Here is a 15,905-nt window from a genome sequence, read left to right as displayed (position 1 = left end):
GGGAGACCTGTCTGATGGATGTGCTGCTCGCCAACCCGCGTGGATTCTGTGCCGGTGTCGATCGTGCGATCGAGATCGTCAAGCGCGCGATCGAAACGCTGGGCGCGCCCATCTACGTGCGCCATGAAGTGGTGCACAACCGCTTCGTGGTGGACGACCTCAAGCAGCGCGGCGCGATCTTCGTCGAGGAACTCGATGAAGTGCCGGATGGCAACACGGTGATCTTCAGCGCGCATGGCGTTTCCCAGGCCGTGCGCCAGGAAGCCAACCGTCGTGGCCTGAAGGTGTTCGACGCCACCTGCCCGCTGGTGACCAAGGTCCACTTCGAAGTGGCGCGCCACTGCCGTGCCGGGCGCGACGTGGTGCTGATCGGCCACGCCGGTCACCCGGAAGTGGAGGGCACCATGGGCCAGTGGAAGCAGGAAGCCGGCAGCGGCAGCATCTACCTGGTGGAAGATGTCGAGCAGGTCGCCACGCTGGTACTGAACCAGCCGGAGAACTTCGCCTACACCACCCAGACCACGCTGTCGGTGGACGACACCCGCGGCATCATCGACGCACTCCGCGCGCGTTTCCCGGCGATGCAGGGCCCGAAGAACGACGACATCTGCTACGCCACCCAGAACCGCCAGGACGCCGTGCGCGACCTGGCCAAGCGTTGCGACCTGGTGCTGGTGGTGGGCTCGCCGAACAGCTCCAATTCCAACCGCCTGAGCGAACTGGCGCGCCGTGATGGCGTGGAAAGCTACCTGATCGACGGCGCCGACGAGATCGACCCGGCGTGGGTGCTGGGCAAGAAGCACATCGGCCTCACCGCAGGTGCGTCCGCACCGCAGGTGCTGGTGGACGGCGTGATTGCGCGCCTGAAGGAACTGGGCGCGGGGAACGTAGGCGAGCTGGAAGGCGAGCCCGAATCGATGGTGTTCGCGTTGCCGAAGGAATTGAGGCTGCGCCTCATTTCCTGATCGGTGTGACGACCAACGGTCGTCACCTACCTGCGATGACGGCCAACGTCGTCATCTGCCTGCGTGACGACCAACGGTCGTCACCTACCTACCGGTGCGTGGCTTTGCCGTTCGTGGCGGAAATCGCCCGGTAGGTACCGACCGTTGGTCGGTACGCTCTTTCGCACCGAAGACATGACCTTTGGCCATGGGGCTGCACCTCCCCGCAGGTCTAGCATCGATCCTTTCGTATGCCGGAACCGTCTTCGATGAAACTGCGTGCCGCCGTCCTATCCGTGCTTCTTGCCGCCACCACCACCGGCGTGCACGCGCAGACACCCCCGCCGCAGGACGTCGCCTTCCCGGGCACGCTGCGCATCGACGTCGACGCACGCGACATCGGCCGCCGCATCTTCAAGGTCAAGGCCACCGTTCCCGCCAAGCCCGGCCCGCTGACCCTGCTGTACCCGCAGTGGCTGCCCGGCGCGCATTCGCCCAGCGGCCCCATCGACAAACTCGCCGGCCTGGTGGTCACCGCCAACGGCAAACCGCTGGCGTGGAAGCGCGACCCGTACAACGTCTACGCCTTCACCGTGGACGTGCCGCAGGGCGCCAGTGAAGTCGTCGCCAACTTCAACTTCCTCTCCTCGCAGGGCGCAGGGCAGGGCCGCGTGGTGATGACCCCGGAAATGCTCAACCTGCAGTGGAATGCCAACTCGCTGTACCCGGCCGGCGTGATCACCCGCAACATCCAAGCCCAGGCCAGCGTCACCCTGCCGCCGGGCTGGTCCTACGCCACCGCGCTGGACACCGAACGCCGCGACGGCGACACCGTGGTGTTCAAGCCGATCAGCTACGACCACCTGGTCGACTCGCCGCTGTTCGCCGGCCGCTACTACCAGCAGTTCGACCTCGACCCCGGCGCCAAGGTGCCCGTGCGCCTGAACGTGTTCGCCGACGACGCCAAGTCGCTGGTGGCCAAGCCCGAACAGCTGCAGGCGCACCGCGCCCTGGTGCAGCAGATCTACAAGCTCTACGGGGCCCGCCACTTCGACCACTACGACTTCCTGCTCGCCCTCACCAGCAAACTTGGCGGCATCGGCCTGGAACACCAGCGCTCGAGTGAAAACAGCGGCGACACCGGCTATTTCACTGACTGGGACAAGACCTGGCTCGGCCGCGACCTGCTGCCGCACGAGTTCAACCATTCCTGGAACGGCAAGTACCGTCGTGGCGCCGACCTGACCACCGCCAACTTCAACGTGCCCATGGGCGACAGCCTGCTGTGGCTGTACGAAGGGCAGACCCAGTTCTGGGGCCACGTGTTGGCCGCGCGCTCGGGCCTGTGGAGCAACGACCAGACCCGCGACATGCTGGCCAATGTCGCCGCCACCTACGACCGCGGTCGCCCCGGCCTGGCCTGGCGCAACCTGCAGGACACCACCAACGACCCCACCATCGCCCAGCGCCGCGCGCTGGCCTACCGCAACTACCAGATGAGCGAGGACTACTACTCTGGCGGGCAGATGGTGTGGCTGGAGGTGGAGGGCAAGCTGCGTGCGCTGACCGGCAACAAGCGCAGCCTGGATGACTTCGCCAAGGCCTTCTTCGGCATGCACGACGGCGACTGGAACGTGAATCCGTACACCTTCGATGACGTCGTCAGCACCTTGAACGGCATCGCCCCGTTCGACTGGGCCAGCTTCCTGCGCGAGCGCCTGGACGGCCACGGCCCGCTCATCGGCGGCCTGGAAGCCGCCGGCTGGAAGCTGGTCTACACCGACACCCCGAACGACGCCTTCAAGGCGCAGGAAACCCGCGCCAAGAACACCAACCTGCTGTACTCGCTGGGCCTGGCGGTCACCGAAGCGGGCGCCGTTACCGACGTGCTGTGGGACAGCCCCGCCTTCAACGCCGGCCTGGCCCCGGGCATGAGCGTGCTGGCGCTCAACGGCCGCGTGTTCAAAGGCGAGGACCTGAAGGACGCCGTCGCCGCCGCCAAAACCGACAAGGCACCGCTCACCCTGCTGGTGCGAAACTTCGACCGCATCGACACCATCAAGCTCGACTACCACGGCGGCCTGCAGTACCCCACGCTGCAGCGCATCGCCGGCAAGCCCGACCGCCTGGCCGAGCTCTGGAAAGCGCGATGAACCCGCGCCGCGACGTGCCGATTCTGCTGGCAGCGGTAGCCGCCATCATCGGTGCGTCGCTCGACGGCGACGGCCGCTGGCTGCACTGGATCGCCAAGCCGCTAACCACGCTGCTGATAGCGGCGATGGTCCTGCGTAATACCGGCCTCTGGCCGGCAACCGACACACCCTCCGCCCACCGCACCTACGCCCGCGCGATCCTGCTCGGCATGGCGTTTTCCTGCATCGGCGACATCGCACTGATGCTGCCCTTCGACGCCTTCGTGCCCGGCCTGATCGCCTTCCTGTTTGCGCACGTCTGCTACATCGTCGCCTTCCGCGAAGGCTTCAGGGCAGGGCGGGGCATGCTGTTCGCAGCCGCATTGCTGGCCGTATTCGCCGGCATCAACCTGGCCGGCCTATGGCCGCTGCTTCCCAACGACCTGCGCATCCCGGTAGTGGTTTACGTAGTAGTGCTCGCGCTGATGGCCACACTCGCCCTGGCGCGCGCATGGACGAAGAACGCGGCAACACCATCGGCACCCACAAGCGCCCGCTGGGCTGCCATCGGCGCCGTCCTGTTCGTCATCAGCGACTCCGTACTAGCCTGGGACCGCTTCGGCGGCGGCCTCCCAGCCGCAACCCTGTGCGTACTAAGCACCTACTACGCAGCGCAATACTGCATAGCCCGCTCGGTCCGATAACGGCTCGCACGCACCTGTTGGCTTGACCGGGGTTGGACGACTGGCATCATTGCCTGCCTGACGCGGCCGTGGTGGCGACTTTACCCATGCTGCCGTGACCCTGGTAGGGTCGGTTCCCAAACGACCGCCGACCAACTCCGCGACCTCTTTAACGCATGACCCCAGCTGGGCACGCGCTCTTGCCCCTGCTCACTCCCCAACATCCCCCGCCGACTCACACCGCTTCCCGTCATCACACAACCGATCCAACAACGCCACCGCCACCCCATTGCTCCACCCAAACCCATCCTGCAACGGGTACTCCCCACCACCACCACCACCCGCCGACCCATCCACCACATACTTCTCCACCAGCTTCCCCTCACGGTCATACACCGTCTGCACCGTTCGCAGGAACCGCACGCCAATCTGCCGCGCCAGCGCCTCCTGCCGATACCGCTGCAATCCGTCCACCGCCACCCACTGCAACGGCGCCCACCCATTCGGCGCATCCCACTGCTGCCCGGTGTTTTCGGTGGTGGTCAACAACCCGCCCTCGCGCACCAGCTGCGCCTCCACCGCCTGCGCGGTCCGCTTCGCCTGCACCGGGCTGGCCACCTGCAGCCACAACGGGAACAACGCCGCGGCAGTCAGGGCAGGGCGGGGCGTACCACGCTCCAGATCCCGATCCGCATACCACCCCTGCCGCTCATCCCACAGCAGCGCGTTGATCGCCTGCTGCCGCTGTTTCGCCTGTTTCTGGAATTCGCGCGCTGAAGTGCGTTCCCCCGCCGCACGACTCGCCCGCGCAATCGTCGTCTCCAGATGGAACAGCAGACTGTTCAGATCCACCGGCACGATCTCGGTGGTATGAATGCTGCCCAGCTCCGCCGGATGCACCAGCCACCGCGAACTGAAATCCCACCCCGATTCCGCCCCGGCCCGCAGATCGCGATACACCTGCGAAGGCGCGCGATCCGGCACCGTGGCCGCCGTCGCCAGATCATCCGTCCACGACTCGGTACGCGGCACCGCCCGCGCATCCCAGTAGCGGTTGAGCACGCTCCCATCATTCATCCGCACCACACGCTCACTGGCCGCGCCGGGCGCCAAACCCTCCGCCCCACGCATCCAGAACGCATGCTCGGTGCGCAGTTGCGGCAGATACCGGCGATACGCGTCATCCCCCTCATGCGTAGCCAGCAGATCCACCATCAAACTGAAGAACGGCGGCTGCGACCGGCTCAGGTAATAGCTGCGGTTGCCGTTGGGAATATGCCCGTACTGGTCCAGCTGCCACGCGAAGTTGTCCACCATGTCGCGCACCTGCTGCCACCGGCCACTGGACGCCAGGCCGAGCAGGGTGAAGTAGCTGTCCCAGTAGTACACCTCGCGGAAACGCCCGCCGGGGACCACGTAAGGGTGGGGCAGGGGCAACAGCGAGCCGCGCGGGTCTACCGTGTGCGTGGTGCGGGTCAGCACCGGCCACAGGCCTTCGATGTGGGCGCGCAGGGTTTCCCCGGCGGGTGGCACGTAGGCCGCGCCTTCCACGGGCGCCGCGAAGTTCTTGGCGACGAACGCGTCCAGCGAGTAGCCCGGATGCCCCTTTTCGGCCTCCCACGCGGCAAGGATCCCGCCGGGATCTGCCATGGGAACAGCGTCCGCGAAGGTCTTCTGGTCTTTGAACAGGTGCGCGCCCTGGACCTGCTGGAACAGAGGCTGCCATTGCTGGTCCGGCGGCGCGGGAGTGGGGGACTCGGCGATCGCCGGGGAAGTACACAGCAGGGAAGCAAGCAGCAGGCCGGCCAGACGGGTGCAGGGGCGCATGGGGCTCTCCAGAGGGCAACGGGCCCACTGTAGGGCCGGGGGCGTCAACGCCCGGTGCCCCGGATGCCAGGCAGGGCCGGCCTTCCGGGAGGAGGGGGTCCCGCAATTGACCGCCTGACCCGCTCCCCTTAGAATTGCCTGCTCAGCCGGAATAGCTCAGTTGGTAGAGCGGCGCATTCGTAATGCGTAGGTCGTAGGTTCGATTCCTATTTCCGGCACCAGTTCAGCAAAAAGCCCCGGCCTTGGTCGGGGCTTTTTGTTCGTGGCTGAAGCGATGCCGGCGGACGCCGGCAATTTGACCTCGCGATGAACGCTTGCGATGGTCTGTCGGGGTAAAGAGCCCTGCCATGGCTGCCTTGAGGCACGGTGCAAGTCGGACGACGAAAATGACCTGCCAACGGGGATGCGTTCGCAGGCTCGAAGTTGACCGGCAGGGCCGAATACCCACAAATGACAATCAGGGTGGGCATGGAGCCGATCTGCACATTTGAACGCCGCCGGGGGCACTGTGCCCGCAGGTGCGTTTTAGTTGGCGGCATTGGGTTGAGCTGGACGTCCCACGCCCAGCAGGCAGTACAGCGGCCCTGACAGGAGTACGACAAGAAGCTGCGATCGGCTGAGCTGGTGGGCGCGCTGATTTCCGACCTGTTCGGGGCTGTTCAACGCAGACTACGGCTGGACATGTCGCGGGTAGCTGCGTTCCACGCCAATGAGTGCGGAACTGCCCTGGCATGCGAAAAATGCACGGTAGTTCGCCAGACTTAGCAAACAAAAAAAATCTCTTTCTGATCTTGATGCAATGCTCGCGTTCGGATATAAATTCATCTCACACACAGGAAGTGTCGGTGAGCGATGTCGGCGGAGCTCTTTCGCAGGGAAGTGTTGGAAGCAAAGCGTGTCGGTTGGCTGGGGTCTATCTCCATCGTCCAGCCCATCAGGTTCTGGGTACTGGCAATCAGTGCCGCCGTCATCGCGCTTGCCGTGGTGCTTTTGCTTACGTTCGGCACGTACACGCGCCGTTCGCATGTCGGAGGACAGCTTGTTCCAGTCAACGGACTGGCAGTTGTGGCAGCTCCCTCCGCTGGCTTCATGTCCAAGATCAACGTTGCCGAAGGCGAGCGTGTAGAGGCTGGCCAAGTGCTTGCTGTGCTGACGGTTCCACGTGCGACAACTGCCGATGGTGATACCGCTGCCGCGCTTGAATCACGCTTGGGACGTCGTGCCGCTGGCCTGGAAGCAGCACAGGACGCGCGGAAGCGGCAGTTCATGGCCCAGCGTACGGGTCTGTCTGGACAGCTTGCCAATGCGCGGGGTGAGCTGCAACAGATCGAGGTGTAGATCCTGACGCGCAGGGATCAGATCCGGATCGCTCAGGAAACGCTTGATCGCCTGCAGCTTCTTGAGGACGATCGTTATGTCAGCATTCTGCAGATCAAGCAGCAGGAGTCAGCGGTCCTCACGCAGAAGGGTGAGATGCAGGCGCTGCAGCGGCAGGCGATCTCCACGCGCAGGTTGATCGACCAGATCAACCAGGCGCTCAATGAGCTGCCGACCGAGGGTCAGGCCGTCTACGCAAACTTTCAGAAGGATCTGGCGATGCTTGAGCAGGAGCGCGTGGAGAATGCGGCGCGCGGTGAATTGGCGATCATTGCTCCTTCATCCGGTATTGTCTCGGCGCAGCAGATCAAGCCGGGGCAGGCAGTGCAGAGCGGTCAGTCCATCATGAGCGTGCTGCCCGGCGATGGCGTACTTGAAGCCGAGTTGCTGATTCCGAGCAGAGCGATCGGCTTCATCGAGCCTGACGACAAGGTGCTGTTGCGTTACCAGGCGTACCCCTACCAGAAATTCGGCCATCACGAGGGCCATGTGGCGCGGATCAGTCGCAGCACGCTGGCATCCGGCCAGGCGGACACCGTGAGCGAGCCGATGTATCGCGTCACCGTGGCGCTCAATCGACAGGTCGTCGACGCTTACGGAAGGCCTGAACAACTGAAGCCTGGAATGCTGGTGGATGCCGACATTCTTGGTGAGTCACGATCATTTTTTGAGTGGGTGCTTGAGCCGATCTACTCAGTCAAGGGAACTGTTTTCGGCCGCTGACTGCAGCAGCGGGCGAGACAGCTGGTCGCTGGAAAATGTCCAGCATGATGCACACGGATGGTGTGCGGTTATATCAAGGAAATGCAATGCGCGAACTTACGATTGAAGAGACCTTCGAAGTTGATGGCGAAGGCGCTACCACCGCGTTCCTGACCGGCGCTGGCGCCGGCGGCTTCGCCGGTAGCCTTGTTGGCGGTCCGGCGGGCGCAGCTGCTGGTGCGCTGATCGGCGGCGGCATCGGCCTGGCCCTCTACCTGATCTGATTGTCTTTCCAACCAATAACGAAAACTCAAAGGATACGAACATGCGTGAACTCAACTCTGCAGAAATCACCAACGTCGACGGCGCTGGCGAAGGTGCTTCCAACGGCTTCGCAGCAGGCGTCGTGGCCGGTGCGTCCATCGGCTTCTTCGTCGGCGGCCCGGTCGGTGCCTTCGCTGGTGCAGTCAGCGGTGGCCTGCATGGCGCCATCGTCGGCCACTTCCTGAATCTGAACTGATCGGGCGCACAAGGGGCGGCGATGGCCGCCCCTTGTGAGGGCGCCACAGGCTGCCGCAATGCCAGCAATCGCGGATTGTCAGATTTACATAGAAGGGGTGGTTTTCATGAAGATGCACGGTATCAACAGCAGTACATTCGCCATCGGTCTGTGTGCGCTGGCGGTCTTCGCCGCAACGGCCGACAAGAAATTCCTCCCGGTTGCCTGCATCGCCGGCATCGTACTGGTGGTCGCCAGGGTGGCCGATTCGTGGCAGAAGCGATCGCGCAACGGGTCAGCCGACACGGATTGACGCAGGTACGTCGCTGAAGAACCGGCCGACGATCCATGCTCGACCCGATACGTGCGGGGACGCGTCGCGGCAATGATCTGCATCGGCTGCATTGACCAGCCACTGTTATGGATGTCTATCGCACCTATGAACACGGTACTGCAATCCGAGGCGGCTGAATGTGGGTTGGCCTCGCTTGCGATGATCGCCGGGCATCACGGCAACAGAATTGGCCTGACAGGCCTTCGCCGTCGCTTTCCGCTGTCGCTGAAGGGCGCGAAGCTCAGCCATCTCATCCATATCGCACAGCAGCTCGGGATGTCGTCACGTCCACTTCGCCTGGATATGGAGCACCTGGATGATCTCAGGCTCCCCTGTATCCTGCATTGGGATCTCAATCACTACGTCGTCCTGGCAAAAGTAACCCGTTCCAAGGTCACCATCCTGGATCCTGCGATCGGTGAGCGTGTGTTGTCACGATCGGAGGTGTCCAACCACTTCACGGGCGTGGCGCTCGAGTTCAGCCCGACTGCTGCGTTCAACCGCGAAGAGAATGCCGCGTCGATCACCGCCAGGCAGCTGACCGGGCGCATCAGTGGCCTGTGGTCAGCGCTGGGCATGGTGTTGCTGCTGTCCCTCGCGTTGCAGGTGTTCGTCGTCCTGGCGCCATTTTATACCCAGTGGGTGGTGGACCAAGCGCTGGTCTCGGCGGACCGCAATCTTCTCACCGTACTAGGTGTGAGCTTCGGCCTGGCCATGCTGCTGCAGGTGGCCATCGGCCTGCTGCGCGGATGGGCCGTCATCTATATGTCCTCCCGGCTGGGACTCGCATGGATGGGAAACGTCATCGCTCACCTGCTGCGCCTGCCTTTGGACTTCTTTGAAAAGAGGCATCTGGGCGACATCACGTCCCGGATCTCGTCTGTGCAGTCGATACAGAAAACGATGACAACCAGCTTTGTCGAGGCGCTGATCGATGGACTGATGGCGCTGGTGACGTTTGGTGTCATGCTGCTGTACAGCTGGAAGCTGGCGCTGGTCACGCTGTTGGCCGTCGTGGTTTATACCGCAATACGCGCGCTGGCTTATCGGCCTGTCAAGACCCGTACTGAACGGCACCTTGTTTCAGGCGCCAAGCAGCAGTCCCATCTGTTGGAGTCCATTCGGGGTGTGCAGAGCATCAAAATCGCCGGGCAGGAGGCCTCCCGTCAGTCCACCTACCAGAACTTGATGGTGGAGACCGTCAACGAGGAAGTTCGCCTGGCCAAGTTGACTCTGGGGTTCAGCAGTTCAAGCCAGCTGGTATTCGGTATTGAGCGCGTGGCTGTGATCTGGATCGGTGCGACGCTTGCGATGAACAGCGTGTTCTCCGTCGGCATGCTTGTCGCCTACCTGGCCTACAAGGATCAGTTTGCCACCCGTGCGGCTGCGCTTATCGACAAGGCCGTGGAGTTCCGAATGTTGAAACTGCATGGCGAGCGCTTGGCGGATATCGTTCTGTCCGAGCCGGACGAGGCGCTTGATGTGCCTGAGGTGGCGGCGCCAACCGAGACGTATATCGAGTTGTCCGATGTCTCGTTCCGCTATGCCGAAGGCGAGCCTTGGATCATCCGCAACTGTTCGTTCCGGATCGAACAGGGGGACGCCGTAGCCATCATCGGTGCGTCCGGGTGCGGCAAGTCAACGCTGATGAAGATTATTCTGGGCCTGCTGAAGCCGACGGAAGGAACCGTCAGCATTGGTGGCGTGGACATCCAGAAGGCTGGCCCACGCAACATACGCTCGATCGTCGGCGCAGTCATGCAGGACGACCAGCTGTTCGCAGGCAGCATCGCCGAGAACATCAGCTGTTTTGACAACATGTTCGATCAGGAGCGCGTCGAACAAGCAGCGACGATGGCGGCAATCCACCAAGACATCGCGCAGATGCCGATGGGCTATCACGGCCTGATCGGTGACATGGGCAACTCGATGTCTGGCGGGCAGAAGCAGCGCCTGATTCTCGCGCGAGCGCTGTATCGAAACCCGAAGATACTCTTCCTGGACGAGGCTACGAGCCATCTGGATGTCATGAAGGAGCGAATGGTGAATGAGGCCATCCAGAAAATGAGCCTGACCCGGGTCATCGTCGCGCATCGACCCGAGACCATCAATAGTGCGGATCGGATCCTGGTCATGGAGCAGGGCAGGATTGTTCAGGATGTGCGACCGAAGCGTAATCCCGAACCCGCGCAAGCAGATGCTGAGCAAACGGCGGCCGGTTGAGTCCGCCATCAATCGACTCAAATCTGCGGTGGAGCGAATGATTGGCTGCCTGTGGTGCGGGAGATCGGCTGCGCCACTTACTCCACCGCCATGCTGATTCGGTTGCGACCGCCCGCCTTGGCCCGGTAAAGCGCCTCATCCGCGCGCGCGATCAATTCGGCCAGCAGCGGCTGGTCACTTCCCGGCAGCGCCTCACCCAGCGCGGCGCCGATGCTCACCGTCACATTGATGCGCGCGTCGCCAACATCAATCGGCGTGGCGGCCACGGCCTGGCGCATCCGTTCGGCCACCGCCGGCGCGTCCTCGACGGCAGGCGCCGCCAGCAGCGCGACAAACTCCTCGCCGCCAAAGCGCGCGAACAGGTCGCGCTCGCGCAGCGCCTCACGGCAGCGCTTGGCTACCACCTTCAGCACTTCATCGCCCGCAGGATGACCATGGCTGTCGTTGATCTTCTTGAAATGGTCGACGTCGACCATCAGCACCGCCACCGAATGGCCGGTGGCTTCGCGCGCGGCGATGATCTGCGCGGAGCGCTCTTCGAAGTGGCGTCGGTTGGGAATGCCGGTCAACGGGTCGGAGGCGGCCAGGCGGCGCAGCTCGGCGGCCATCAGCAGTTCGGCGGTCACGTCGGTGAACAACCATATTCGGCCATACTCGCCGTTCCCGCGAACGGGATGGGTATCCACCTCGATCGTGCGTTCGCCCAGCGCCCAGTTCAAGGTGGAAGCGAAACTGACATTGCCCACCTGCGCGCCGTACGCCTGCTCAAGCTCGGCGTGGTTGTCGCACCGCTGCCGTAGGGTACGCATGGGTTCGGCAAGGTCGCGCGCGCGGTGGTTACCAGGCGGGCAGCCCAGCAGGTCGGCGGCACGCTCGTTGATCACCGCGCTCACTCCGTCGCCTTCCATCAGCACGATCCCGGCGGGCACGCTTTCGACCAGGTCGATGAACTGGTTCTGCACCGTCACTTCGCGCAGCTTTTCGCGCCGGGCAGACAGCAGCCGGGCCACGCTCGTGGCCAGCAGCGGAACCTGTGGGGTCAACGGCGCGGCGGACGGCTCGCCCTTCCACAGCACCAGCAGGCCGCTCAGCGGTGCGCCGAGGGATGGCGCGGGCACGAACAGCAGCCGCGCCGGTGGACCGTTCAATCCATGCAGCAGGGCCGTGGGCAAGCGGAATCCGGCGGCAGCCACGGGTTCCCCCGACCAGCTGTGCTCCAAGATGCCGCTACGGGCCAGGCTGAATCCGGAAAAAGGCATGGCCGGGAATGAAGCGGCCCAACCCGCCCAGCCATTGGCTTCGATCTCCACCGCCATGACCAGGTCCGCACCGGAAGCGAGCTGGGCGAAGTGGCACAGGCCGGCGAGGGCGTCGCTGTCGGTAGTGCTCATGCAGCGCAGGCCGCCAGGCGGCGCTCGAGGATGCGGACGACTTCATCGGGGGCGGTCATGTGTGGGAGATGCCCCTCGGCATCGATGACATCCAGCGTGGCGGTCGGAATGGCTGTCTCCAGCCAATGACCCACCTGCACCGGCACGGCCATGTCTACCGCGGTCTGGATCACATGCACGGGGCGGGTCAGCTGCGCGGCCAGCGAGCGCATATCGGAGTTGAAGATCGTGCGCGAGGTATTGAGCGCGATGTCCGGCCGCATCTGGAACAGCGTGCGCGAGAAGTCGGCCACCACCTGCCCGTTGTCCACACCCACCACCATCGGCGCGAACCCCGCCACCCAGGCCTGGTAGTTGGCGCTCATGCTGTCGAACAGGTTCTCCAGATCCGCTGCCTGGAAGCCGCCGATGTAGCCGGCGTCATCCAGGTAACGCGGCGAAGCCCCCACGGTGATCAGCCGGTCGAACAGTTCCGGGCGGGCCACCGCGGCCACCGCACCGATCATGCCGCTCATGGAGTGGCCGACGTACACGCAGTCGCGCAGCGCCAGGTCGTCCATGATCTCAAGCAGGTCGTCGGCATAGCCGAACAACGAACCGTGCCGGTGGAAATCGTAGGTGTCCGCGCCGTTGGGTCCGCAGCCGGCGAGGTCGAACGACACCACGTCGTAGCGCGCCTCGAACCATGGGCGCAGGGCGCTCCACGCGGTCTGGTCGGTTCCGAAGCCGTGGGCCAGGATGGCAACCTGACTGCCCTTGCCGCTACGGCGGCCGTTGAATCTTTCGAAGCTGTTCACGCACATCCAGTCATGGGCATTCGGCAGCTGCCGATACTAGGCCAGGCTGGCATGCGGGTCCATGACAGATCGGCGCGCGCGCGGGTTTCGATCGACCGTCGTTAACCTCGGCGTCAGGGCCAAATTCCGCGGGCCGTGGTCCGGCTACGGAAGCCATGCAAGACTTGCGCGCCGCGGTGTGCCTACGTTTAGCCGCCCGGGCATTTGAGTGCGCGCACGCTTCGGGTGGATCCAGTCTCCAAGGTCCACTGACCGCGCCAGGGGCGGCGGGGATGAAGTGACAGTGGATGGCACATTTACCACTTACTGCCGCTTTTGCTGTCTACCCGAGAGAGTATTGTGATATCAACTCCGAGCGCCGCAGGTGCATACGCCAAGGGGACGCTCTATGCAGGGAACTTGTGACACGGATCACGACCATGCCGTGTGGACGCCCGTGGCAGCGGCAACGACCTATGAGCTGCTCAAGGACGGCACGCCCGCCGCCTGCAACGGCCCATTGACAAGCAGTGGCTCGAGCAGCCAGAGATACTGCGCCACGTCGCAGCCGGTGCGGGCATGCAACCCCGCAGGCCGTTCGCCCTGGTCGAAGCTGCCATCCATCAAACAGCTGGCTATAGGAGATACCTCATGAGTAAGCAGCGAAACGGTCGCGGGCTGACGGAGCGTCTTTTGCACCATCCGAAGTCCTTGATGAGCGCTTGGCTCTGTTGCGCGATGATCATAGGGTTGGCCTGGGTGCCATCCGCCAGTGCCCAGACATTCACCTACTACCATACAGATCCGCTTGGCTCAGTGGTCGCCAAGACGGACGAGAGCGGGAATGTGATCGAGCGCTACGACTACGAGCCCTACGGGGCCGTGGTCGGTGGGCAGGTCAAGGATGGGCCCGGCTACACGGGACACGTAAGCGACGCTGCGACAGGGCTGAGCTACATGCAGCAGCGCTACATGGATCCGCAGCTGGGGGTGTTCCTGTCGGTGGATCCGGTGACGGCGTATCAGAAGCCGGTTGATCAGTTCAATCGGTTCCGGTACGCGAACGGAAACCCGTACAAGTTCACTGATCCGGATGGCAGACAAAGTCTTCCGCGATCGGTCTACGAGACAGACTGGACTAAGCCTGAAACTAGACAGGCGTTCCGCGACGCGGCCGCCATGGTCGCAGATCTCACCCCTGTTGTTGGCGACGCTAAAGGCGCCATTGATGCAGTGCGCGACCCCTCTGCGATCAATGTGGTTGCGGCTACCATCGGTCTCGTTCCAATCGTTGGAGATGCGGGAAAATCCATTCTTAAGCACGGGGATGAAGCTGCCCAACTAGGTAAGAAGATGGCAAGCGAGCAGCAGATGGCTGAATTGGCGAGTGGAGGCGGCACGGTGACACACGGTGCCGCGACGAAGCAGCCGCTACGGCAGGGTGAGAGGCTTGCCGCCCAACACGGAGGTGAGGCGGGCTCATATCAGAAAGTTTCCAGCTCGTCGTATAAGGCTGCCGATGGCGGGCATGTGGAAACGCATGCGTTCCGCAATTCTGATACGGGTCAGATCATCGAACCAAAAACTGTGATCAATCCATAAGTGAGGACTGTATGAAGGTACGGGCAATAAAAACATGCATGGATGTGTCACCTTCGTGGGGCACAGATCCGAGGAGGGAGTTCCCTATCAAGATTGGGCATGAGTACCTTGTGTACACGGTGGCCTGCATCTTCGAGAAGGGCGAATACCATGGCTTGACTCTCTACGGAGTCGAGGATGAGTTCGGGAGGTTGATTCCTGTTCCATCCGGACTGTTTGAAATCACTGATCCCAGGGCGTCACGCTTTTGGTTGGCCTCCAGTGACGAGGGCTCGTTCTATATGCGGCCACGCGAGTTCATAGAAAACGTCTATCTTTCAGACGACATCCATGAAGATCTCCCTGGGGCGCGAGCGACGTTTCAGAAGATCAAGGTTCGCCTGGAGGCTGAGGCTGGCGGCGAGCCTGCGGGGGGCAAGTGACATGCTTCAAGGGTATAGACGGTGTCGCGCGCGAGATGTTGTCGATACCCGGAGCTTGCAAAGAGTGCAGCGTAGCGTTGAGTTCACCGATGAGGGCCGAGCGTTTGATGCAGTGAAAAATGAAGTTGTTAGTGAGAAGTTGAGTTGGTGGGCGGGGGGGCTGTCGCCAAGTTGGCGGCGTGAGAGCGCTGGTCCCGTTGCTCCCCAGCCAAGCGCTCAAGCTCTTCCTGCATCCTATGACGCTCCCTGGTGGTTGCCGATCAAGAACAAGTAGGGAGGTGGACGCATCATGAGTATTGAATCTAGGCTCGCTGAAATGACGCTGCTTGTGCAGAGCTTCGCCTCCGGGAGTGTTTCTGCACGCGAGTTCGAAGAGAAATATTCAGATTTCTACTACTACGAGGCATTGGACGGGCACGAATCTTCGAGTGCGCAGGAGCCTCAAGATCTTTCGAAGCTTGCGCCTGCAGTGGAACTGCGCCGTCGCGTGCAAGAGGAGATCGTAAACCGGCTGGCTCTTGATGCAAATTTCACGGAACAGCAAATGAAGTTGGCTGGCAGGTTGACGGAGTCTGAGGCGAGCTTGCACATGCCGAAGATATGCCATGAGTTGGGATTGATTGGATGATCATCAGCCACCGCGCGCGATTGACGTGTCACACGTACGGAATGTAGGTGTTTGTGGATTGCGGACAATCCTCATCCACAAACCGCCTCGCTTCCTGTCCTTCGTCGGCCTTATCGCCACATACGGACGGTCTGCCAGAGTTGGGGTTATGGCTGTTGGGGGTGTCGCCTTTCTATTCATCCAAGGGGCGAAGGGTTGTGGTGACAGGAATATTCGATTCCAGATTGCAAGGTCATCTGGAGAAATGGCCGGCAGGGGTCTGTGTCGCCAAGCTTGTGGAGGTGAATCTCAAATGAGATCATGCCGAGTCAGTGCAATGCATCTGCTGGCTGGGGGCGAGGATCAAGTAGTTCTAATCATGGAGG

13 protein-coding genes, 1 tRNA gene and 1 pseudogene are annotated in these 15,905 nt (G+C 62.7%); 12 read left to right on the top strand and 3 right to left on the bottom strand.

The features are described 5' to 3' along the window. The first annotated feature begins 14 nt into the window (after nt 1–14). The 3 genes from ispH (at nt 15) to RWO33_RS02710 (ending at nt 3,780) form a co-directional block, all read left to right on the top strand. Nucleotides 15–965: a 4-hydroxy-3-methylbut-2-enyl diphosphate reductase gene (ispH, locus tag RWO33_RS02720; RefSeq protein WP_314101780.1), complete on the top strand. Its 951-nt coding sequence runs from the start codon at nt 15–17 to the stop codon at nt 963–965. 248 nt (nt 966–1,213) lie between these two features. Next, on the top strand, nt 1,214–3,097 hold the full coding sequence (locus RWO33_RS02715; RefSeq protein WP_314101779.1) for a peptidase M61: 1,884 nt from the start codon (nt 1,214–1,216) through the stop codon (nt 3,095–3,097). Further along, nucleotides 3,094–3,780 (top strand): lysoplasmalogenase, encoded by a 687-nt coding sequence (locus RWO33_RS02710; RefSeq protein WP_314101777.1) that lies wholly within the window; start codon nt 3,094–3,096, stop codon nt 3,778–3,780. Before RWO33_RS02715 ends, RWO33_RS02710 begins: the two co-directional genes overlap by 4 nt. A 189-nt stretch (nt 3,781–3,969) precedes the next feature. On the opposite strand, the gene treA is transcribed toward RWO33_RS02710, so the two are convergent. Further along, nucleotides 3,970–5,586 (bottom strand): alpha,alpha-trehalase TreA, encoded by a 1,617-nt coding sequence (treA, locus tag RWO33_RS02705; protein ID WP_314101775.1) that lies wholly within the window; start codon nt 5,584–5,586, stop codon nt 3,970–3,972. A 145-nt stretch (nt 5,587–5,731) separates the two neighbouring features. On the opposite strand from treA, the gene RWO33_RS02700 reads away from it, so the two are divergent. The 6 genes and pseudogenes from RWO33_RS02700 (at nt 5,732) to RWO33_RS02675 (ending at nt 10,721) form a co-directional block, all read left to right on the top strand. Next, nucleotides 5,732–5,807: transfer RNA gene (locus RWO33_RS02700), tRNA-Thr, on the top strand. A gap of 631 nt (nt 5,808–6,438) precedes the next feature. After that, nucleotides 6,439–7,686, top strand: a pseudogene (locus tag RWO33_RS02695) (HlyD family efflux transporter periplasmic adaptor subunit). A gap of 86 nt (nt 7,687–7,772) precedes the next feature. Next, a complete protein-coding gene (locus tag RWO33_RS02690) occupies nt 7,773–7,949 on the top strand; it encodes a hypothetical protein (protein WP_314101773.1) in 177 nt (58 codons plus the stop codon). Between the two features lie 41 nt (nt 7,950–7,990). After that, nucleotides 7,991–8,185 carry a hypothetical protein gene (locus tag RWO33_RS02685; protein WP_314101771.1) on the top strand — a complete coding sequence of 65 codons (195 nt, stop codon included), beginning with the start codon at nt 7,991–7,993 and terminating at the stop codon, nt 8,183–8,185. A gap of 106 nt (nt 8,186–8,291) precedes the next feature. Beyond that, entirely contained in the window at nt 8,292–8,477 is a 186-nt protein-coding gene (locus RWO33_RS02680; RefSeq protein ID WP_314101769.1) for a hypothetical protein, read from the top strand. A gap of 126 nt (nt 8,478–8,603) precedes the next feature. Further along, nucleotides 8,604–10,721 carry a peptidase domain-containing ABC transporter gene (locus RWO33_RS02675; RefSeq protein WP_314101767.1) on the top strand — a complete coding sequence of 706 codons (2,118 nt, stop codon included), beginning with the start codon at nt 8,604–8,606 and terminating at the stop codon, nt 10,719–10,721. Nucleotides 10,722–10,798: 77 nt separating this feature from the next. On the opposite strand, the gene RWO33_RS02670 is transcribed toward RWO33_RS02675, so the two are convergent. Continuing rightward, complete coding sequence (locus RWO33_RS02670) at nt 10,799–12,112, bottom strand: GGDEF domain-containing protein (RefSeq protein WP_314101765.1); 1,314 nt, start codon at nt 12,110–12,112, stop codon at nt 10,799–10,801. Further along, nucleotides 12,109–12,915 (bottom strand): alpha/beta hydrolase, encoded by an 807-nt coding sequence (locus RWO33_RS02665; RefSeq protein ID WP_314101763.1) that lies wholly within the window; start codon nt 12,913–12,915, stop codon nt 12,109–12,111. The genes RWO33_RS02670 and RWO33_RS02665 overlap by 4 nt, the downstream gene beginning before the upstream one ends. A 624-nt stretch (nt 12,916–13,539) precedes the next feature. On the opposite strand from RWO33_RS02665, the gene RWO33_RS02660 reads away from it, so the two are divergent. The 3 genes from RWO33_RS02660 (at nt 13,540) to RWO33_RS02650 (ending at nt 15,540) form a co-directional block, all read left to right on the top strand. After that, nucleotides 13,540–14,490, top strand: coding sequence for an RHS repeat-associated core domain-containing protein (locus RWO33_RS02660; RefSeq protein ID WP_314101761.1), 951 nt, complete (start codon nt 13,540–13,542; stop codon nt 14,488–14,490). Between the two features lie 38 nt (nt 14,491–14,528). Then, nucleotides 14,529–14,912: a hypothetical protein gene (locus RWO33_RS02655; RefSeq protein ID WP_314101759.1), complete on the top strand. Its 384-nt coding sequence runs from the start codon at nt 14,529–14,531 to the stop codon at nt 14,910–14,912. A 289-nt stretch (nt 14,913–15,201) separates the two neighbouring features. Beyond that, nucleotides 15,202–15,540 (top strand): hypothetical protein, encoded by a 339-nt coding sequence (locus RWO33_RS02650; protein WP_314101757.1) that lies wholly within the window; start codon nt 15,202–15,204, stop codon nt 15,538–15,540. Nucleotides 15,541–15,905: the final 365 nt, after the last annotated feature.

Source organism: uncultured Stenotrophomonas sp. (assembly GCF_963519925.1).
Classification (GTDB): Bacteria; Pseudomonadota; Gammaproteobacteria; order Xanthomonadales; family Xanthomonadaceae; genus Stenotrophomonas; species Stenotrophomonas maltophilia_AE.
Note: the sequence above shows the minus strand (reverse complement) of the source record. Positions and strands in the feature narration are given on the sequence as shown.

Coding starts and splice junctions, on each gene's coding strand:
- ispH (WP_314101780.1), top strand. CDS start 15: ATGGATGTGCTGCTCGCCAACCCGCGTGGATTCTGTGCCGGTGTCGAT.
- RWO33_RS02715 (WP_314101779.1), top strand. CDS start 1,214: ATGAAACTGCGTGCCGCCGTCCTATCCGTGCTTCTTGCCGCCACCACC.
- RWO33_RS02710 (WP_314101777.1), top strand. CDS start 3,094: ATGAACCCGCGCCGCGACGTGCCGATTCTGCTGGCAGCGGTAGCCGCC.
- treA (WP_314101775.1), bottom strand. CDS start 5,586: ATGCGCCCCTGCACCCGTCTGGCCGGCCTGCTGCTTGCTTCCCTGCTG.
- RWO33_RS02690 (WP_314101773.1), top strand. CDS start 7,773: ATGCGCGAACTTACGATTGAAGAGACCTTCGAAGTTGATGGCGAAGGC.
- RWO33_RS02685 (WP_314101771.1), top strand. CDS start 7,991: ATGCGTGAACTCAACTCTGCAGAAATCACCAACGTCGACGGCGCTGGC.
- RWO33_RS02680 (WP_314101769.1), top strand. CDS start 8,292: ATGAAGATGCACGGTATCAACAGCAGTACATTCGCCATCGGTCTGTGT.
- RWO33_RS02675 (WP_314101767.1), top strand. CDS start 8,604: ATGAACACGGTACTGCAATCCGAGGCGGCTGAATGTGGGTTGGCCTCG.
- RWO33_RS02670 (WP_314101765.1), bottom strand. CDS start 12,112: ATGAGCACTACCGACAGCGACGCCCTCGCCGGCCTGTGCCACTTCGCC.
- RWO33_RS02665 (WP_314101763.1), bottom strand. CDS start 12,915: ATGTGCGTGAACAGCTTCGAAAGATTCAACGGCCGCCGTAGCGGCAAG.
- RWO33_RS02660 (WP_314101761.1), top strand. CDS start 13,540: ATGAGTAAGCAGCGAAACGGTCGCGGGCTGACGGAGCGTCTTTTGCAC.
- RWO33_RS02655 (WP_314101759.1), top strand. CDS start 14,529: ATGGATGTGTCACCTTCGTGGGGCACAGATCCGAGGAGGGAGTTCCCT.
- RWO33_RS02650 (WP_314101757.1), top strand. CDS start 15,202: ATGAGTATTGAATCTAGGCTCGCTGAAATGACGCTGCTTGTGCAGAGC.